The organism is Streptomyces sp. NPDC087844 (assembly GCF_044742785.1).
Taxonomy (GTDB): Bacteria; Actinomycetota; Actinomycetes; order Streptomycetales; family Streptomycetaceae; genus Streptomyces.
Genome location: NZ_JBIUVD010000002.1, coordinates 627,983 through 641,863, shown reverse-complemented (window position 1 = coordinate 641,863; position 13,881 = coordinate 627,983). Strand labels below are relative to the sequence as shown.

Here is a 13,881-nt window from a genome sequence, read left to right as displayed (position 1 = left end):
ATGCTTTACTCGGTTCCCGGTTCCGGGGCCGAACGAGGCAGGATTGTGACCATGTCCAACACCGCCTCCTCAGGCACCCCCATGGCGGCCGGTCCGCTCACCCGCGCCGCACTCGAAATCGACGAGTACGTCGCGGGACTCGGCTGGGACCAGCCCGCCCGGCTCTTCGCCCTGGTCGACACCGGCCGACTGCGTTCTCAGGAACCCGGACTCGCCGAGCGGCTGGGTCTGACCGAAGACGTGCCCGACGGCACCCTCACCCCTATCGAGCAGGAGGAAATTCCCGCGGGCAGCCCGCTGGACGAGTTTCTCGGCACCATCGCCTGGCCGGACTCCGTGGTCGGCTGCGCGCTGTCCGTGGAGCGGCTGATGCTGCCGCCGTCCGCCGAGGCGTCCGTACCGGACGGTCTCGACGAGAAGCGGCTGACGAAGTGGGTCGCCGAGCACCCGGAGCGCCAGGAGGTCCGGATGACCGTCGCGGTGCTGCGGGGCGGCAAGCGTGATTCGGCGCTGCGGTTGCGCGAGAAGGACTCGGCGAACGACGTGCTCACCGGCTCCGACCTGGTACCGGGGCTGGCCGACGCGCTCACGGCGACGTTCGCGGAGTAGTCCGGGCGTACGCGACCTGCCGTGGCGCCCCGACCCGTTGGTCTAGGCGCATTCCGGCAGGTCGTCCGTGTCGCCGCCCCGGATGTCCTTGAGGGCGCCCACCGCGTCGTCGATGGTGTCGACCTTGACGAGCGTGAGCCCGTCGGGGACGTCACGGGCGGCGGCCGCGCAGTTGTCCTTGGGGGTCAGGAAGTACTGGGCTCCCTTGGCGCGGGCGCCGACGGTCTTCATTTCGATACCGCCGATCGGGCCCACCTTGCCCTCGTCGGTGATCGTGCCGGTGCCGGCGACGAACTTGCCGCCGGTGAGGCTTCCCGGGGTCAACTTGTCGACGATGCCGAGGGCGAACATCAGACCGGCGCTGGGGCCACCGACATCGGCGAGCTTGATGTCGATGGTGAACGGGAAGGTGTGGTCGGTCCCCGCCTCGATGCCGACGATCGCGCGGTCCTCGCCGCCGTCGTCGGACTTGGCGGTGGTGAGCGTGATGTCCTCGGTCCTGGTCGCCGTCCGCTTCTCCTTCTCGGCGGCGGCCTGTTCCTTGGCCGGCACGACCTTGAAGACGACCTTCTCGCCGGCCTTGTGCTTGGTGACCAGCTTCGCCACGTCGTCGTACGCCTTCACCGCCGTACCGTCGACGGCCTTGATCACGTCACCGGCGTGCAGCCTGCCCTCGGCGGGGGTGTCCTTGACGACGGTGGAGACGATCACCCAGGACTTCACCGGGATGCCGGTCTCCTTGAGGGCCGCGACCTTGGCGCTCTCCTGGGACTGGCTGAACTCCTCGGCGTTCTCCTGCGTCGACTGCTCCTCCGTCTTGCCGTTGGGGTAGAGCGTGTCGTGCGGAACCACCTTGTTGTCGTGTGCCAGCCAGCCGTACACGGCTTCGACGAGGTTCATGTTGTAGTCGGCGCTGGTGACCCGGACGGTGGTCATGTTCAGATGACCGCTCGTCGGGTAGGTCTTGCGGCCGGTGATCCGGAGCACAGGCTCGCCGTCGTGCTCGCCCAGCGTGTTCACCGTCGGACCCGGTGACATCTCCGAATACGGCACATTGATGAAGACTCCCGCGCACAGGAGCGCGATCAACATCAGGGTGGAGGCGAGCATCGTCGCGGTGCGGCGTGGCATGGAACGACAGTACGGGACCGCACTGTCAACGCACCGTCGGGGCCGCCCGTCCGGGGGTCCGACGGCCGATCAGGCGTCGGAGCGGGACTTCTCCATGGCCTCGCGGAAGCGCGAGTAGCCGGCGAGCTCGTGGCCGTCACCGATGGTCTTGCGGTTCCGTCCCGCCCAACTGCCCCAGGCCCCGGCACCGATCGCGGCGAAAAGCGGAATCAGCAACCAGGCTAGCGCTGCCATGCCGACCTCCCAACCCCATGAACCACCGCAACTGACTGATCAGCAGATTAACCATCCGCTTGTCCAACGCTCACGGCAGGGGTCGGGTTACGCAACCTGAGCGGTCAGCAGGCCCCGACCCACTCCTCCGTGCCGTCGGAGAACGTCTGGTGCTTCCAGATCGGGACTTCGTGCTTCAGGTCGTCGATCAGCTTCCGGCAGGCCTCGAAAGCCTCCCCCCGGTGCGGGCAGGAGACGGCGACGACCACCGCGAGATCGCCCACCCGCAGGTCACCGATCCGGTGCACGGCGGCGAGCGCCCGTACCGGGTACTCCGCGACGACCTTCTCCGCGACCCGCCGCATCTCGGCCTCGGCGCTGGGGTGGCAGGAGTATCCGAGGGCGTCGACGTCCGCTCCCCCGTCGTGGTCGCGCACGGTTCCCACGAAGAGCGCGGTTCCTCCGGAGGCGTCGTCACCGACGGCCCGGAAGACCTCGTCCAGGGAGAGGTCGGTCTCCCGGATCGCCAGAAGCTTGATGGGGTCCTGTGCCGCCTGCTCACCGGGATGGTCGCTCATGGGTGCCATGCCCCCATCGTGCCCCACCCCGGCGGCCCCGTGAAACGGCTCTTTCACCCGCACACGCGCGCATAGCGCCGGAGCCTCCTGCGGAACCGCCTTCAGGCCCCGGGATCCGTAGCCCCACGGATCCGGCGCCACCCCGGGTCCGGCGCCGGCACTGGTACCGGCCCGGATCCGACAGTGTCGTGGACCCGACACCATGCTCCGGTGGAGCCGGCAGGCGTCGCGGCGCGGCACCGGCTCAGATCCGCCGCCGGGCCTTGCGCGCCCGCCGAACCAGCGCGGCCGTGCCCAGCAGGGCGACCGTCGCCCCAGCGGCTCCCGCCGCCGTGGCGTCCTTGCGGCCGAGCCGCCGTCCGGCGAGGGTGTGCCGCCCGGCGACCTCTCCCAGGAGCTCGGCGAGAACCTCCTCGTTGGTCCAGTGGGGGCGCCACCCGGCATCGTGCAGCCGACTTCCGCTGACCACCCAGGGATACATCGTGTACGCGAGGTCCCCGGCCGGCGAAGGGGTGAGCCCGATGCGGTGGAGCCGGGCCGCCGCGCCCAGGGCGACGGCGGACGGCAGCTCCATGCGCCGGATCCCGCTGAGCTCCTCGACCTCCTCCTGCTCCAGCCAGCCGTCACACCCGACGGCCAGCTCTCCTTCGACCTTCTCCAGGGCGGCGTACTCCAGAGCGACGCACAGGTCCTCGACATGGCAGAACTGCCAGACAGGTCGGGAACCGGCGACGACCAGGAGGCGAGGCGACTCGAAGTACCTGGTCAGCGCGGTGTCGGTGCCTCCGACGAGCACGGCGGGGCGTACGACCGTGACGTTGAGCCCGGGGTGCGCGCGGGGCGCCCGCCGGGCGAGCCGCTCGACCTCAAGCAGGTCCCCGACCCCCGTGGCCTCGGCGGTGGCCCGCAGTTCGGCGTCCTCGGAGAGGGGCAGTTCGTTGTCGGGCAGCGCTCCGTAGACCATGGCCGACGTGCACAGCACGACACGGTGGACCCCGGCAGCGGCGGCGGCCGTGAGCACGGTCTGGGTACCCCGCACGTTGTACGCCGTACGCGCCGCCGGGTCCGTCTCAAGATCGAGGTCGAGGGCCAGGTGCACCACGACGTCCGCCCCGCGCAGCTTTTCGGCGATGGCCGGGTCCCGGACGTCGAGGATGTGCCACTGCGCGCCCGCGCACTCGCCGCGCCGCTCGTCGATGGCGATGACCTGCTTGATCTCGTCACTGGCGACGAGCCGCTCGGTGAGCATCGCGCCGATCCCGGCCGCGGCACCGGTGATCGCGACGACGGGGCCGCGCACGGCGGGGGCCCCGTCGGCGCGCTGTGCCGCCGGAGCGGGCCGATGTTCGGGTGACGAGTGGGTTGAGAGGTTTCGCGCTGCGCGAACCTGTGGATCTGGGGAACTCACCAGGCGTCTCCAGCGGTTGTCTTCAGTAAGAACGCGAGTGACGCGTACGTACCAGGTGGCATCCATCCTGCCGCAGCCGCCGAGTCGGCGACGCACCGAGGCCCGAACCGGTTGTGGTGTCTACGCTGGGTGGTGATGCAGGGCAGCCGCCGTCGGAGCGAACCGGCGGCCTTAACAGCCGAGGAATCCCGTGAGCGACACCCCATTCGGATTCGGCCTTCCGCCGGAGGAGCCGGAGAACGGCGACGAGGGCAAGAAGAAGGACCAGGAGAGCGGCGGTGGTCAGGGACCTGCCAACCCGTTCGGTTTCGGGCCCGGCGGACCTGGAGGCGACAACCCGCTCGCAGCCATGTTCGGTTCGCTGAACCCCAACGACCTGGGCGCCGCGTTCCAGCAGCTGGGCCAGATGCTCTCCTACGAGGGCGGCCCGGTGAACTGGGACATGGCCAAGCAGATCGCCCGCCAGACGGTCTCCCAGGGCACCTCCGACGGCACGAAGGACGCGAGCGTCGGCCCCGCCGAGCGCACCGCGGTCCAGGACGCGGTGCGGCTGGCCGACCTGTGGCTGGACGACGCGACGTCACTGCCGTCCGGCGCCTCCTCCGCCGTGGCCTGGAGCCGCGCGGAGTGGGTCGAGGCGACGCTGCCGGTGTGGAAGGAGCTCGTCGACCCGGTCGCCGAGCGCGTCGGCGCGGCCATGGGCGATGTCCTGCCCGAGGAGATGCAGGCCATGGCGGGCCCGCTGCTCGGAATGATGCGCTCCATGGGCGGCGCCATGTTCGGTACGCAGATCGGGCAGGCCGTCGGCGTGCTCGCGGGCGAGGTCGTCGGCTCGTCCGACGTCGGCCTGCCGCTCGGCCCGGCCGGCAAGGCCGCGCTGCTCCCGCTGAACATCGAGGCCTTCGGCAAGGACCTGGGGATCGCCCAGGACGAGGTGCGCCTCTACATCGCCCTTCGCGAGGCCGCCCACCAGCGGCTCTTCGCCCATGTGCCGTGGTTGCGCTCGCATCTGTTCGGCGCGGTCGAGGGGTACGCGCGCGGGATCAAGGTCGACACGGCGAAGCTGGAGGACGTGGTCGGCCAGTTCGACCCGCAGAACCCCGAGGAGCTGCAGCAGGCCCTCCAGCAGGGCATGTTCCAGCCGGAGGACACGCCGGAGCAGAAGGCCGCGCTGGCCCGTCTGGAGACGGCTCTCGCGCTCGTCGAAGGCTGGGTCGACGCGGTGGTCCATTCGGCCGCGAAGCCCCGTCTGTCGTCCGCCGACGCGCTGCGCGAGACACTGCGCCGCCGTCGCGCCACGGGCGGCCCGGCCGAGCAGACCTTCGCCACGCTGATCGGCCTGGAGCTGCGTCCGCGCCGGCTGCGGGACGCCTCGCGCCTGTGGGCCTCGCTCACGGACGCGCGCGGGGTCGACGGCCGGGACAACCTGTGGGAGCACCCGGACATGCTCCCGACCGCCTCCGACCTGGACGACCCTGACGGCTTCGTGCACCGCGAGCAGCTGGACTTCTCCGAACTGGACAAGATGCTCGGCGAGGCAGCGAGCGGTTCACCCGAAAAGCCCAACCTCACGAAGGACAAGAACGAGGACGAGGGCGACGACGACAAGTGAGCCTGTACGACGACGCCGTCCTGGTCCTGAAGGACATCGAGGACCAGGAGGAGCTGCGCCAGGCCTACCTCGACCATCTCCAGGCTCATCCGGACGGCGTGTGGAAGGCCTGTACGGCAGGGCACCTCACGGCGAGCGCCCTGGTGATCGACCCCGAGCAGGGCAGGGTGCTGCTGACGCTGCACAGGAAGCTTCGGATGTGGCTCCAGATGGGGGGCCACTGCGAGCCGGGGGACACCACCCTGGCGGCAGCGGCCCTGCGTGAGGCCACGGAGGAATCGGGCATCGCGGGCCTGACGCTGCTCCCGGGCGGACCCGTACGGCTCGACCGGCACCCCATTCCGGCGCCGTGCCACTGGCACTTCGACGTCCAGTACGCGGTCGTGGCCGAGCCTGGGGCCGTCCAGGAGATCAGCGACGAGTCCCTCGACCTGCGCTGGTTCGCCTACGCCGAGGTGGCGCAGGTGGCCGACGACTCGGTCGTCCGCCTGCTCGACACCACACGGGCGAGGCTCTGACGTGGCACCTGTAAGGGGCGACCGCAACAGCGCTCGCCCCTTACACACACGTCCTTGAGCCGCGCCCTCCAGGCGCACCCCTTCAGGGGCGCGGGGAACTGCGCGACCGGCCACGACGGACCGGCAGCCATCCACCGGCCCCGGAGTGGGAACGCCTGTCGCGGCACTAGCTCCAGGCGTTGCCCTGGTTCTGCTGTCGAACCCCTTGCTGCCCCATCCCGTACTGCGCGGCAACCCCGGACCCGATCACCGCGTTCTGCGGCGGCAGCATCTCGCTGGGCTGGACGAGCGCGTACCCCTGCCCCATGAAGCTGAGCTCCCAGCCCTCCCCCGTGTTGCCCCGGCGGCGGAACACTCCGGAGGAATGCGTCTGGGCCTGCATCTGTACGCGCAGACTCGTGGACCAGGCGACGATCGCGTCCGCGTCGCAGTTGACGTACTTGTCCGGCGTGACCTGCAGCATCAAGGGCATGCCCGACGTCATCAGGGCGACCTTGCCGCGCCCGGTGATGTTGAGCTGGTACTTGCCGGAGCCGGAGATGCCGTACTGGCTGTCCACGGCGATCACGTCGTGGTGCAGCGCGGAGTCCATCGCCAGGACGTAACTGCTGTCCACGGTGAGACCGTCCTGGTCCACGTCCACCACATGGATGTGCTGGGCGAGGTTGGCCAGGAAGACGGTGCCCTGCCCGTGGCAGCGCATCAGGTCGAGGCCCTCCCCGGTGTGGGCGCGCGACCGCTGCTGGCCGGAGTTCTGGTACTCGGCGTCGAACTCCACGAGGCCCTGGTAGGCGATCATGGTGCCCTTGCGGGCGAGTACGTCGTCGTGGCCCTCAAGGAGGACACGCAGCATCTGCTTGTTCTGCAGGCTGTAGCGGTCCTGGGACTGCTGGTCGTTGTAGGCGAAAAGCGAACTCTGCATGGTGTGTCCTCCCCCTCAGCCCCGTACCCGGAGGCGGTCGGTGCTGTCCTCGCTGGGCTGGACGACGACGATGCCCTGTCCGGAGAAGGCCATCTGGAAGGCCTCGCCGCTGCCCCGCCCGATCAGCGACTGTGCCTTGAAGCTGCGCTTGCCCTTCACCTTGAGGTTCGGGGACCAGGCGACGAGCGCGTCCGGGTCGACGTACGTCTCGTCCTCGCCGCCGCCGCAGTCGACGACGATGGGCTTGCCCCGGGAGGTCAGCGCGACCCAGCCCTGTCCGGAGATCTTGGTGTTCCACAGACCCTGGCCGGCGAACTTCGCCAGCCCCTTCACCCGCTCGACACCCCACGTCAGGTGGGCGTCGAAAGCGAGCAGGTTGGTGGCGTTGACGGAGATCGCGTCGCCGTTGAGGTTGATGACGACGACGTTCGCCCCGTAGTCGGAGAGGTAGAGCAGGCCGTCTCCGGAGCACTTCATCAGGGGTGCGCCCTCGCCGGTCATCCAGTCCTTGGCGATCTGGCGCACGGCCGGCGGATTGGGTTCGTACTGGACGAAGCCTTCGTAGGCGACCATCGACCCCACGCGCGCGAGGAGGTCGTTTCCGGTCTGCATGGCGACCTTGAGCATGTGATTGCCGTGGTTCTCCATGCGCGCGGCAACGGGTGCCGGGGCGAAGCCCGCGAGTTGCTGGATCATGAAACGGGCTCCCTCAGACCTCGTACGGCTGGACGACGATGAAATTGCCGGGCGCTCCGCGGAACTGGAGGTTCACGCTCTCCCCGGTGTCGCCCGGATAGGCGTTGCGGCGCATGCGCACCTGGCTGGAGACGATCACCTGGGAGGCGGCGGACCAGGCGACGACGGCGTTGCAGTCGGCGAACGTCGTCGGTGTCACGGGCAGGACGACGGGCACGCCACGCGTCTTGACGACGATCGTGCCGGTCCCCTGGAACTGCATCGTGAACAGGGCGCCTCCGGGAATGCCGTGTCCCTCGACGCGGCGTACCTCGTACTGAAGCGTCTCGTCGAAGGCCAGGACGTTCTCCGCGGAGACGCAGACGGCGTCGCCCTGCAGCTCGATGGGGTGCAGCATGGCGCCGTTCTCCGCGAGGAAGACCTGGCCACGGCCCGAACAGCGCATGAGCTGCATCTCCTGGCCGGTCGCGTTGCCCACGATCCGGCCGGAGAACCCGGCGCCCTTGTAACTGAAGTCGACCTTGCCCTGGTAGAGCACCATGCTGCCCTGGCGGGCCAGTACGGCCTGGTCGCCGCCCATGCCGAGGTCGACACGGACCATCTTCTTGTTCTGCTGGGTCCAGCGCTGCCCGGTGGGCGTCTCCTTGTACGCCTGCAGCGCCGCGGTGACACCGGCACCACCCTGGGGAGCGCCCTGCGGCACTCCGTATCCGGCGGGCGCACCCGGCGCGCCGGGCTGACCCGGCACCTGACCGAACGGCGGCTGCTGTCCGTAGCCCGGAGGCGGAGTCGGCTGGCCGCCGTAGCCCGGAGGCGGGGCGGGTGCCTGGGGGGCCTGTGGTGCCTGGGGCTGTCCGTAACCGGGCGGCAGGGGTGCGGTCCGGCCGGGGGCCTGGCCGTACGAGGGCTGCTGGCCCGGCTGTCCGTACGGCGCCGGGGCGGGTGCCGGAGGCGGTACGGGGGCGCCACCGGGCGGAGTCATGGGCGCGATGATGGTCGGCGCGGCGTGCACCGGAGGCGCCGGCGTCTGACCCGGAGGCGGCGCGAAACCCTGAGCGGGCTGCGGCGCCGCAGGGGCGGGCGCGGCGTGGCCCGACGGGGCCCCGAACGCCGGCGGGGCGGAGGCCTGGGCCGGCGGCGCGAACGACGGGGCTCCGGCCTGCGGCGCGGGCGCGGCGGCCGGTTCCTCCTCGGCGACCTCGCCGCCGAAGTTCTGCAGCAGTGCGTCGAGTCCGCCGTCGAAGCCCTGTCCGACCGCGGCGAACCGCCAGACGTCCTTCAGGTAGAAGTCGCCCAGCATCACGGCTCGTTCGGTGGAGAACTCGGCGCCCGTGAAGGAGTACCGGGCCACCTCCTCGCCGCCCGCCACGATACGGAGGTACCCGGGGGCGACCTGGGACAGCTGTCCCACGCCGTCGACGGTCGCCGTGAACGACAGTCTCTGGATCTGCGGAGGGATCTTGTCGAGGGTGACGCGGAAGGACTCCGTGTCACCCGCCTGCGCGCCGAGGAGCTGAACGGACTCCTCGGGAGACTTCGGCTGGTTGAAGAAGATGAAGTACCGGTCGTCCGAAAGCCGTTCGTCGGCGTCCAGACCGAAGCAGCTGATGTCGAAGGTCAGCCCCGGGCCGGTGATCTGCACACCTACGTACAGATCGGTGCCCGCGGTGAGGTCACTGATCCTGGCCTTGTGGCCGCGTTGGAATTCCCTGGCCATGCGTAACGACCGTCCCCCATCCCGAATACAAGTACGTCGCGTCAGGCTAACGGCAAAATCCAGCCGTGGCGGAAGCCGGTACAGACCCGGTACACAAACCTGCTTATGGCGGTCCGGGCAGGAGGCTCGGCGTCAGGCCGTCGGACGTGCCTCACTCGCCGCGCGCCGCGGGCAGGTGGGGGAGCCGGTCGGCGGCGACCACTCCTTCGAGGTAGCCGCGGGCCCGCTCGGTGCGCGGGTAGGCCTCCAGGAGCCGCCAGAAATCGGCTCCGTGGCCCGGTACGAGCAGATGCGCGAGCTCATGGACGAGGACGTAGTCGACGACGTACTCGGGCATGCCCTGCAGACGGTGCGAGAGTCGGATACTGCCCTCGGCGGGGGTGCACGAGCCCCAGCGCGTGTTCTGATTGGTGACCCAGCGCACCGACGCGGGCCGGGCCCGGCCGTCGAAGTACAGCTCGGAGAGCCGCGCGGCACGCTCGGACAGCTCCGTGTCGCCGAGCACCCGCTTGTTCTCCTGGGCGGCCAGCTTGTCGAGCATGACGGTGACCCAGCGCTGCTCCTCCGCCTCGGACATCCGGGCGGGAATGAGCACGACGGTACGATCGCCCTCACGGTACGCGGAGACCGTTCTGCGCCGTCGCGCGCTCCTGCGGACCTCGATCGCGCTCGCCCCCGAGCCGCTCGGCGGCTGGCTCGTCGTGCTGCGCTGTGGGTTTCCGGCACGGTGCAGAGGGTCGGCGGACACGCCCCGACGTTACCCGTTGCGCATGGTGGAAGTCCCGTCTCCGGTACGCATCGATGCCGAACCGCACCTCACGCGCTTGATTTGTGTGACGAACATCCACCGCCTGTGGATAACTTTCGGCACGCGTCGGGCAATGCGGGCATCCTGGCAGTCGGCCGACGGAGCAGGACGAACTCCGCCGGCGCACCGGGACGACAACGGGGACGTACGGGGGGGCGCTGCATGCATCCGATGGTGAAACCCGCGCTGCGGCGCGGCTGGCGGGATCTGAACACCGTGCAGTTCGGGATGGCACCCGCGCACGCTTTGGTGCTCGGCCCGATGGACACGGCGACGGGCAGTCTCCTGACCTTGTTCGACGGAACACGCGGGCTGCCTCTGCTGCGTGACGAGGGGCGCCGGATGGGCCTGCCCGAGGGCCATGTGGACGGCCTGGTGGAGCGGCTGTCCCGGGCCGGACTGCTGGACGACGCGACGGGCGGTGGCCCGGCCGCCGACGCCCTGCGCGGAAGACCGGCCGTCCTGGACCGGCTCAGGCCCGACGCCGCCTCGCTCTCCCTCGTCGCCCCCGAACCGGGCGAGGCCATGCGCCGGCTGGCGGCCCGCCACTCACTGCGCGTTCAGGTACGGGGCGCGGGCAGAGTCGGGGCCGTCCTGGCCTCGGCGCTGGCGAGCGCGGGCGTGGGCCGGGTCGACGTACAGGACGGCGGCTGCGTCGAACCCTGGGACGTGGCGCCGGGCGGACTGCCCGTGGAGTCCGTCGGCGAGCGCAGGGACGAGGCCGCACGGCGCGCGGTGCGCAGCGCGACCCCCGGCCGGCCACCCCGCCGTGGAGGTGCCCGATCCGCTCCCGGGCAGGACGACCCGGGTCTCTCCCTGGTGATCATCGCGCCCCGGGACGGCCTGGCCGTCCACGCGCCCGACCCGGCGGCCTTCGAGCCACTGATCGACTCCGGTACGCCTCATCTCTTCGCCGGGGTCGTGGAAGGGACGGGCGTCGTCGGCCCGCTGGTCCTGCCCGGAGACACGGCCTGCGTGGGCTGTCTGGACCTCGGACGCACCGACCGTGACCCGGCCTGGCCCCGCCTTCTCGCACAGTGGCGCTCCGGGCGGACCCGCCAGGTTCCGGCGTGCGATCTGACCCTGGCGGCCACGGTCGCGGGGCTGGCCGCGGGGCACGCGCTGGCCTTCCTGGACGGGGGGCTACCGTCGAGTGCGGGAACCCGCTGGGAGGTCTCGGTACCCGGTTTCGACTGGCACGCCCGCCCGGTGTGGCAGCATCCCGCATGCCCCTGCGGGCCCGGGGAGAGAGGTAAGGGGGAGCAGGCCTCGGAAGACGAAGGGCCGCACGAGACAATGGTCGGGCAACAGCCGCACGCGGCACGGCTGTCCGGTACTTGGAGGGCGCATGTCTGATCTTCCCCGGAAGGCGGTCACCCGGACCGCCAAGCTCGCCGCGCTACCGCTCGGCTTCGCCGGGCGCGCCACCTGGGGACTCGGCAAACGAATCGGCGGCAAGTCCGCGGAACTCGTGGGCCGTGAGCTGCAGCAGCGCACCGCTGAGCAGTTGTTCAAGGTGCTCGGCGAGCTCAAGGGCGGCGCCATGAAGTTCGGGCAGGCCATGTCCGTCTTCGAGTCGGCTCTCCCCGAGGAGGTCGCGGGCCCCTATCGCGCGGCGCTCACGAAGCTCCAGGAAGCGGCCCCGCCGATGCCCACGCGCACGGTGCACACCGTGCTGGCCGAGCGGCTCGGCGAGGACTGGCAGGACCTGTTCCTGGAGTTCCAGGACAAACCCGCCGCGGCGGCCTCGATCGGACAGGTGCACCGAGCGGTCTGGCACGACGGTCGGCAGGTCGCGGTCAAGGTCCAGTACCCCGGGGCGGGCGAAGCCCTGCTGTCCGATCTGAACCAGCTGAGCCGTTTCGCCCGGCTGCTGGGGCCGCTGATCCCGGGCATGGACATCAAGCCCCTCATCGCGGAACTGCGCGACCGGGTGTCCGAAGAGCTCGACTACGGCCTGGAGGCACAGGCGCAGCAGGAACACGCGGAGGAGTTCGCGGACGACCCGGATGTGCTGGTGCCGGCCGTGGTCCACCAGCGCGAGCAGGTGTTGGTGACGGAGTGGATCGACGGGATACCCCTGTCCGAGGTGATAACCGACGGCACACCGGAAGAGCGGGACCGAGCCGGTCAGCTCCTCGCCCGCTTCCTCTTCTCGGGCCCCTCCCGCACCGGCCTGCTGCACGCCGACCCGCACCCGGGGAACTTCCGCCTCGTGCCGGCCGACAGTTCCGGCAGCTCCGCCGACAGGAGCGGCTGGCGGCTGGGGGTCCTGGACTTCGGCACGGTGGACCGCCTCCCGGACGGGCTGCCGTCGACGATCGGCGAATCTCTCCGCATGACCCTCGACGGCGAGGCGGAGGCCGTCTACGAACTGCTCTGCGAGGAAGGCTTCGTCAGGGAATCCATAGAACTGGACCCGGACGCCGTCCTCGACTACCTGCTCCCCATCATCGAGCCGGCCCAGGTCGACGAGTTCACCTTCAGCCGGGGCTGGATGCGGAGCCAGGCGGCCCGGGTCGCCGACCCCCGCTCCCCCGCACACCAACTGGGCAAGCAGCTCAATCTGCCTCCGGCGTATCTGCTGATCCACCGGGTGACCCTGAGCACGATCGGCGTGCTGTGCCAGCTGGGAGCGACGGTCCGGCTACGGCAGGAGCTCGAAGAATGGCTTCCCGGCTTCCTGCCGGACGCGGAGCCGGAACTGGACGAGGAGGACTCGGCAGCCGGGGCGTGAGGCCGCCTTCCCGCGTGTCCGCGGGGCGACGCGACGGGAGGCACAACGCACCGCGGGGGCCGGTCCGTTCGGACCGGCCCCCGCGATCAGCGGTTGTTGCGTGTGGCCTCTCGGCCGGTGCGCCTTACTGCATGACCGCCATGGCCAGGGCGCGGCGGGCGCGCAGCGACGCGCGCTCGGCCCGGCGCTGCATACGGCGGGCAGTCACCAGGCGCATCGCCCGGCGTTCCCTCTCCGCCTCCTGGATTCGCTCGTGCATATGCGCACGCGCGAGGGCTTCTGGAATGAGTTGCATCTCTCGGGTCCTGTTCTGACGCGAGTCGTTCGCGCCTGTGGCAGTGAAGTCTGGGATCGCGGAGCCGGTGGGCTCGCCGGTGGACGGCTTCATCGGGGCCTGTTTCTTGGGGTCGTGCGTCAGGGGGCGATCGATCGTTCCTGTGATGTTCATGCCGCAACCGGGTTCTTGCGCGGGCGGCCACGCGGCCGCTTCCGGGCGACAACGACACCCTGGACGAAGAGCTCGCCGCCCCAGACGCCCCAGGGCTCACGCCGCTCCTTGGCGCCGGCGAGGCAGGCCTCGATCAGCGGGCAGGTGCGGCAGAGGGACTTGGCGTACTCGACATCGGCCGGCGACTCGGCGAAGAAGACCTCCGGGTCGTACGAACGGCAGGGGACGGGCACGCCGAGGTTCTCGATGGCGTCGTCGAGCGCGGTCAGCGCAGTGAGCGGGGTCAAGGTGGAGTCCTCCGTGGAACCGGGCGGGGTGATCGTTTCGGAAGGCGGTACGGACGGGGCGTGCGCTTCGAGTTGCACGGTTGGTCTTCCTCGTCTGGTCGTGCCGGCCGGGTTGGCCGGTTGGCGGCTGGTACCGGGGTTTTTTCTTGTCCCGAGGCCCCTTCGCTCCGCTGTCCCCGGTCGGGGACAAACAGAAG

15 protein-coding genes are annotated in these 13,881 nt (G+C 70.4%); 5 read left to right on the top strand and 10 right to left on the bottom strand.

From position 1 onward, the window contains the following. The first annotated feature begins 51 nt into the window (after positions 1-51). Positions 52-609, top strand: coding sequence for a PPA1309 family protein (locus ACIOKD_RS06440; RefSeq protein ID WP_402078969.1), 558 nt, complete (start codon positions 52-54; stop codon positions 607-609). Positions 610-651: 42 nt separating this feature from the next. On the opposite strand, the gene ACIOKD_RS06435 is transcribed toward ACIOKD_RS06440, so the two are convergent. From ACIOKD_RS06435 to ACIOKD_RS06420, 4 genes are all read right to left on the bottom strand, one after another. Continuing rightward, positions 652-1,740, bottom strand: a complete 1,089-nt coding sequence (locus ACIOKD_RS06435; RefSeq protein WP_402078966.1) for a PDZ domain-containing protein — start codon at positions 1,738-1,740, stop codon at positions 652-654. A 69-nt stretch (positions 1,741-1,809) separates the two neighbouring features. Further along, positions 1,810-1,974, bottom strand: a complete 165-nt coding sequence (locus tag ACIOKD_RS06430; RefSeq protein WP_402078963.1) for a hypothetical protein — start codon at positions 1,972-1,974, stop codon at positions 1,810-1,812. Between the two features lie 104 nt (positions 1,975-2,078). Further along, positions 2,079-2,540 carry a molybdenum cofactor biosynthesis protein MoaE gene (locus ACIOKD_RS06425; RefSeq protein WP_402078960.1) on the bottom strand — a complete coding sequence of 154 codons (462 nt, stop codon included), beginning with the start codon at positions 2,538-2,540 and terminating at the stop codon, positions 2,079-2,081. A 235-nt stretch (positions 2,541-2,775) separates the two neighbouring features. Further along, entirely contained in the window at positions 2,776-3,939 is a 1,164-nt protein-coding gene (locus ACIOKD_RS06420; RefSeq protein WP_402078957.1) for an SDR family oxidoreductase, read from the bottom strand. Between the two features lie 190 nt (positions 3,940-4,129). Between ACIOKD_RS06420 and ACIOKD_RS06415 the strand changes: the two genes are divergently transcribed. Both ACIOKD_RS06415 and ACIOKD_RS06410 read left to right on the top strand, forming a co-directional pair. Continuing rightward, positions 4,130-5,551 carry a zinc-dependent metalloprotease gene (locus tag ACIOKD_RS06415; RefSeq protein ID WP_402078955.1) on the top strand — a complete coding sequence of 474 codons (1,422 nt, stop codon included), beginning with the start codon at positions 4,130-4,132 and terminating at the stop codon, positions 5,549-5,551. Continuing rightward, entirely contained in the window at positions 5,548-6,069 is a 522-nt protein-coding gene (locus tag ACIOKD_RS06410) for an NUDIX hydrolase (protein ID WP_402078952.1), read from the top strand. The genes ACIOKD_RS06415 and ACIOKD_RS06410 overlap by 4 nt, the downstream gene beginning before the upstream one ends. A 166-nt stretch (positions 6,070-6,235) precedes the next feature. Here ACIOKD_RS06410 and ACIOKD_RS06405 read toward each other — a convergent pair whose 3' ends face one another. The 4 genes from ACIOKD_RS06405 to ACIOKD_RS06390 form a co-directional block, all read right to left on the bottom strand. Continuing rightward, the gene (locus ACIOKD_RS06405) at positions 6,236-6,991 is read right to left on the bottom strand and encodes an AIM24 family protein (RefSeq protein ID WP_402078949.1); all 756 of its coding nucleotides are present in this window, start codon (positions 6,989-6,991) and stop codon (positions 6,236-6,238) included. Between the two features lie 15 nt (positions 6,992-7,006). Next, the gene (locus tag ACIOKD_RS06400; protein WP_107020137.1) at positions 7,007-7,687 is read right to left on the bottom strand and encodes an AIM24 family protein; all 681 of its coding nucleotides are present in this window, start codon (positions 7,685-7,687) and stop codon (positions 7,007-7,009) included. Positions 7,688-7,700: 13 nt separating this feature from the next. Next, complete coding sequence (locus ACIOKD_RS06395) at positions 7,701-9,404, bottom strand: TerD family protein (protein WP_402078947.1); 1,704 nt, start codon at positions 9,402-9,404, stop codon at positions 7,701-7,703. Positions 9,405-9,555: 151 nt separating this feature from the next. Beyond that, positions 9,556-10,152 (bottom strand): M48 family metallopeptidase, encoded by a 597-nt coding sequence (locus tag ACIOKD_RS06390; protein WP_402078945.1) that lies wholly within the window; start codon positions 10,150-10,152, stop codon positions 9,556-9,558. Between the two features lie 222 nt (positions 10,153-10,374). On the opposite strand from ACIOKD_RS06390, the gene ACIOKD_RS06385 reads away from it, so the two are divergent. Both ACIOKD_RS06385 and ACIOKD_RS06380 read left to right on the top strand, forming a co-directional pair. Beyond that, the gene (locus ACIOKD_RS06385) at positions 10,375-11,568 is read left to right on the top strand and encodes a TOMM precursor leader peptide-binding protein (RefSeq protein WP_402078944.1); all 1,194 of its coding nucleotides are present in this window, start codon (positions 10,375-10,377) and stop codon (positions 11,566-11,568) included. Continuing rightward, complete coding sequence (locus ACIOKD_RS06380; protein WP_402078942.1) at positions 11,561-12,949, top strand: ABC1 kinase family protein; 1,389 nt, start codon at positions 11,561-11,563, stop codon at positions 12,947-12,949. Before ACIOKD_RS06385 ends, ACIOKD_RS06380 begins: the two co-directional genes overlap by 8 nt. 124 nt (positions 12,950-13,073) lie before the next feature. Here ACIOKD_RS06380 and ACIOKD_RS06375 read toward each other — a convergent pair whose 3' ends face one another. Together ACIOKD_RS06375 and ACIOKD_RS06370 are read right to left on the bottom strand one after the other, a co-directional pair. Continuing rightward, a complete protein-coding gene (locus ACIOKD_RS06375) occupies positions 13,074-13,397 on the bottom strand; it encodes a hypothetical protein (protein ID WP_398286814.1) in 324 nt (107 codons plus the stop codon). Beyond that, entirely contained in the window at positions 13,394-13,762 is a 369-nt protein-coding gene (locus ACIOKD_RS06370) for a WhiB family transcriptional regulator (RefSeq protein WP_107020143.1), read from the bottom strand. The genes ACIOKD_RS06375 and ACIOKD_RS06370 overlap by 4 nt, the downstream gene beginning before the upstream one ends. Between the last annotated feature and the right edge of the window lie 119 nt (positions 13,763-13,881).